Genomic DNA, 4,084 nt, shown 5'->3' on the forward strand with positions numbered 1-4,084 from the left:
GGCCGCTCCCGCCGCGGGCGCCCCGGCGCTGCGCCCGCTCCAGCCCTCCGCCTACCGCCTCCAGCCCCTGACCGGATACGGCACGCCCGGGGCCGCGCCCCACCGGCCCGAGGTGCGCAGCGAGCCGATCCTGCGGATGACCGGCCGGGGCCGCACCATGATGCTCACCTTCGACGACGGCCCCGACGCCCGCTACACGCCCACCATCCTGGACACCCTGGCCGAGTACGACGTGCGCGCGACGTTCTTCGTGTGCGGGGAGATGGCCGACTACAACCGGGGCCTGCTGTCCCGCATGGCCGACGAGGGACACGTCGTCGGCAACCACACCTGGTCCCACCCGCTGCTGACCCAGCTCACCCGGCGCGGCATCCGCACCGAGATGGAACGCACCTGCGAGGTCGTCGAGAAGGCCTACGGCGAACCGCCCCGCTGGTTCCGCGCGCCCTACGGGGCGTGGAACCGCGCCGCCTTCCAGCTCGGCGCCGAACTCGGCATGGAACCCCTCGCGTGGACCGTCGACTCCCTCGACTGGACCACCCCCGGCACCGCCACCATCATCGACCGCGTCGAGGGCGGCGCCGCCCCCGGCGTCGTGGTGCTCTCGCACGACGCCGGGGGCGACCGCTCGCAGACCGTGCGCGCCCTGCGCACCTATCTGCCGCAGCTGCTGGACTCCGGCTACCACCTCACCGTCCCCCGGCGGCAGCAGGTGTGACACGCGCCGCGCCCGCCCGGGCCGGGCCCGTTCAGCGGACCTCGGCCAGGCGGGCGAAGGCGACGACGTTCCCGTCGTAGCCGTTCTGCTTGGTGAAACCGCCGCCGCAGGTGATGACCCGCAACTCGGGCGTGCCCTTGGAGGCGTAGACCCGGTCGCCGGGGAAGTCGTCCTTCTCGAACACCTCGATGCCGTAGATCTCGAACACCGCGGTCTTCCCGTCCTGCCGGGACACCTCGACCCTGTTCCCCTTCTTCAGGGCCCCGAGCCCGTAGAAGACGGCCGGGCCCTGCTGGTTGTCGACGTGGCCGACCACCACCGCGGTGCCCTTCTCCCCGGGCGACACCGCGCCCGTGAACCAGCCGGCCAGATTCGGGTCCTCCGGCGGCGGCGCGCCGACCCAGCCGTCCGCGTCCAGACCGACCGGCATGACCGGCGCGTCGACCTGGATGGCGGGGATCGACACCCGGTCGGGCACCGCGTACGCCAGCGGGGCGAGGCCCGGGACGGCGTTCTCGCCACCGGCGACGCGTGTGTCCGAGGCGGCCGCCGACGCGGGCTGCGGCGGGCCCACGTCGAATTCCCCCGAACCGTTGCGGATGAGCGCGAGCCCGGTCAGCAGAACCAGCGCTATCACGCCCCAGGGAGCGCGCTTCCTCCGCCGCTCCTCCTCCTCGGCCAGCTCCTCGGACCCGTACATTCGCCTTCCCCTCTCGACCCGGCCGTCGCCGTGTCTTCCGCGCATACGAGCACGCTAAGCGCGGTCCGTCCGAGGGGCGACGGGGCGCATGCGAACGGGTGGTGCGCGCACCCGGCGGTGCGCCATCCGGGACACGCCCGGCCGAGATCTTCTGACGGTCCGTGACCTGCGGCGATATCCGCTCGCCGGTTCCGCCCCGGCAGGCCCTCTCACCAGGACGGACCACTCCCGAAATGCGGTGGCGGGCAGGGCAACTGAGGGTCTTTCTGGGAGGCGCTTTCTCGCCGATCGACCGGGGACGGGTCCCGGGGCGTCTTCCGCGGAGGATGACATGCGCAACTTTCGTGCCCTGGCGGCCGCGGGTGCCGCGGTCGCCGTTCTCGGGATGGCCGCCCCCACGGCCACCGCCGGCGGCGACCACAACACGCCGAGCAACATCGTCGCCCTGCCCAGCGTCATCGCGCGCGGCGGCCAGATGACCGTCACAGTCGACGGCTGCCCGCAGGGCGGGACGATGACCTCGGACGCGTTCGGCAGAGCCCACCTGACCCCCGTGCGGGGCGCCAACGAGACCTCCCGGGGCACCGCCACCATCAGGAACGACGCCCGGCCCGGGTCCTACGACATCACGGTCAACTGCTCGGGCAGGACGCTGACCCGCCCGGCCGCCTTCACCGTCATCGGCGGCGTCCGCGGCGGTCTCGGCGGCAGCCACTCGAGCGGGGCCACGCCGACGGACATCGCGATCGGCGGCGGACTCGTGGCCGCGGCCGTCGCCGGCACCGGACTGTTCTGGATGCGCCGCCGGTCCGAGCGCCGGATCTGACCCCGCCTCCGCCAGGCCCGTGCGGGCTCCCGCTCTCGGGGAGCGGGCCCGACCACACACGCAGGGCTTCGCCCCGGACCCTCAGGTGATCCGGGGCGAAGCCCTGCGTGCCGGGGGCCGGGGAGGTCAGGCGCCCTCCTCGCCGGAGCGGCGCCGGGACCGGTGGTACGCCACACCGACCGCGCCCGCGACGAGCGCGACACCGAGCCCGATCTCCTTGACGTCGAAACCGGCGACGCTGCCGCCCTCACCGGCGTGCACGCCCTTGGACGGCACGGTGCCGGGACGGTGCGAGTGGCCGCCGGCGATGGTCAGGTCGGTGGTCCCGGTCCTCCCGTCGCACGTGAAGGACACCTGGTACACCGCGCCGGGCCTGGCGTCCCGGTCGACCTTCGCCTGCGCCGACACGTGGTTGCGCGGGATGACGACCGTGTCGAACACCGGGGACGTGACCCTCACCCGGCCCCGGCAGGCGCCGTCCTCGCGGTCCACGCGCAGCGTGACCTCCCCGCCCGCCGCGACGGTGGAGGGCCGGACGCTGAAGCCGAACGGCGTGGTGCGGCCGCCGACGGCCGCGCCGGCCGGCACGCAGGACGAGAGAGCGGCGACGCCGAGCAGCGCGGCCGAGGCGACGGGTATCGCGCGCATGGTGAATCCTCCGGGTCCCGAGGAGCAGCTGCGGACCTGTTCCGCTCGCGCCAGGAATGCACCTCGATGCCCGAAACGCTAGGAAGCCCTCCTCGCGGGCGCGATCGCAGTAGCGCGAACGGGGCAACGGTGTGGGCCGGCCGGGGGACGCCGCCGCGGCGGCCGGAGGACGGCGGCGGCGTGTCGGCGCGCCCGGGGGCCGCCCCCGGGTACAAGCGGCGGGGCGGCCCCTGTGGGGTGCGTGCGGGGGCCCGTCAGCCCTTGACGCCCGGGAAGAGGCTCAGGAACGGATCCGTCGACGCCGCGACCCCGCGGCTGTAGGGCGCGTCGAAGTCCCAGATCAGGAAGAGCAGGAAGGCGATCAGCGCGGAGAACAGCCCGGCGAGGACCAGTTCGCGCGGGGTGCGCCGGATCTGGAGGGCGAAGACCATGCCGATGGTGATGACGGCACCGGCGATGAGCCCGAACCACACCACGCCCGGCATCGTGGCCCCCGTGGAGTCCGCCCGGGAGTTACGGGCTTGGTCCGCGGCGGCCACCTGGTCGACGAGCGGCTGGTAGGCCTGGGCCTCGAAGTCCGACCGCGGCTCGTAGTCGGTGACGTCCGCGCGGACCCGGTCGAGGAGCTCGGTGCCGCGCTCGGTGATCTCGCCGTCGTCGGCCATGGACTTCCACTCGGTCGTGACGACGTGTCCGACATAGGCGTTGACATCCTCCCGGATCCGGTCACGGACGTCGGGCGGATAGACCCGGACACGTTCGGAGATCTCGTGCAGCGCGACGGCCTCCGCCTGCACGTGGTCCTCGGCGGCGCTGCGCGCCTCCCAGACACCGGCGATGGCCAGGCCCAGGACGATGGCGTACACCACACCGATCCACATCGTCATGTACTCGATGACGTCCGGTGTTTCGGAGGTGTCCTCGTCGTCGGACGCCGTGCGGTGCCGCAGGAGGGTGACGACCACGACGACGGCGCAGGCGGCCAGCATCGCGAGGATGAGAACAAGCCATTCCGGCAAGAGAAGCCTCCAGGGATCAGCGCGCGCGCAGCGCGGCGACGGCCACCAGCGCGGGCACCGTGATGAGCAGGACGAAGACGAGCGGTGAGGTGGCCCCGCGCGAGGACCGCTGCTGCACCCGGGCGGCGCGGTGGCGCGGGTAGTGCACCGGGGTCAGCGAGGGGCGGGGCGCC

Annotated in this window: 5 protein-coding genes; 2 read left to right on the forward strand and 3 right to left on the reverse strand. The window is 73.6% G+C overall.

All coding sequences use genetic code 11. From position 1 onward, the window contains the following. Positions 1-718, forward strand: a 718-nt coding sequence (locus tag GTW67_RS07210) for a polysaccharide deacetylase family protein (RefSeq protein ID WP_161163969.1), incomplete at its 5' end; no start/stop codon positions are given. Between the two features lie 31 nt (positions 719-749). On the opposite strand, the gene GTW67_RS07215 is transcribed toward GTW67_RS07210, so the two are convergent. Beyond that, positions 750-1,418, reverse strand: coding sequence for a class F sortase (locus tag GTW67_RS07215; RefSeq protein ID WP_161163970.1), 669 nt, complete (start codon positions 1,416-1,418; stop codon positions 750-752). A gap of 331 nt (positions 1,419-1,749) precedes the next feature. On the opposite strand from GTW67_RS07215, the gene GTW67_RS07220 reads away from it, so the two are divergent. After that, positions 1,750-2,244, forward strand: a complete 495-nt coding sequence (locus GTW67_RS07220; protein WP_161163971.1) for a hypothetical protein — start codon at positions 1,750-1,752, stop codon at positions 2,242-2,244. 126 nt (positions 2,245-2,370) lie between these two features. On the opposite strand, the gene GTW67_RS07225 is transcribed toward GTW67_RS07220, so the two are convergent. Then, on the reverse strand, positions 2,371-2,892 hold the full coding sequence (locus GTW67_RS07225) for a hypothetical protein (protein WP_161163972.1): 522 nt from the start codon (positions 2,890-2,892) through the stop codon (positions 2,371-2,373). A gap of 254 nt (positions 2,893-3,146) precedes the next feature. Then, on the reverse strand, positions 3,147-3,911 hold the full coding sequence (locus tag GTW67_RS07230; RefSeq protein WP_202436921.1) for a bestrophin-like domain: 765 nt from the start codon (positions 3,909-3,911) through the stop codon (positions 3,147-3,149). Positions 3,912-4,084: the final 173 nt, after the last annotated feature.

Source organism: Streptomyces sp. SID5910 (assembly GCF_009862125.1).
Taxonomy (GTDB): domain Bacteria; phylum Actinomycetota; class Actinomycetes; order Streptomycetales; family Streptomycetaceae; genus Streptomyces.

Bases quoted from the DNA above. Each gene is read 5' to 3' on its own strand.
- GTW67_RS07215 (WP_161163970.1), bottom strand. From the start codon at position 1,418: ATGTACGGGTCCGAGGAGCTGGCCGAGGAGGAGGAGCGGCGGAGGAAG.
- GTW67_RS07220 (WP_161163971.1), top strand. From the start codon at position 1,750: ATGCGCAACTTTCGTGCCCTGGCGGCCGCGGGTGCCGCGGTCGCCGTT.
- GTW67_RS07225 (WP_161163972.1), bottom strand. From the start codon at position 2,892: ATGCGCGCGATACCCGTCGCCTCGGCCGCGCTGCTCGGCGTCGCCGCT.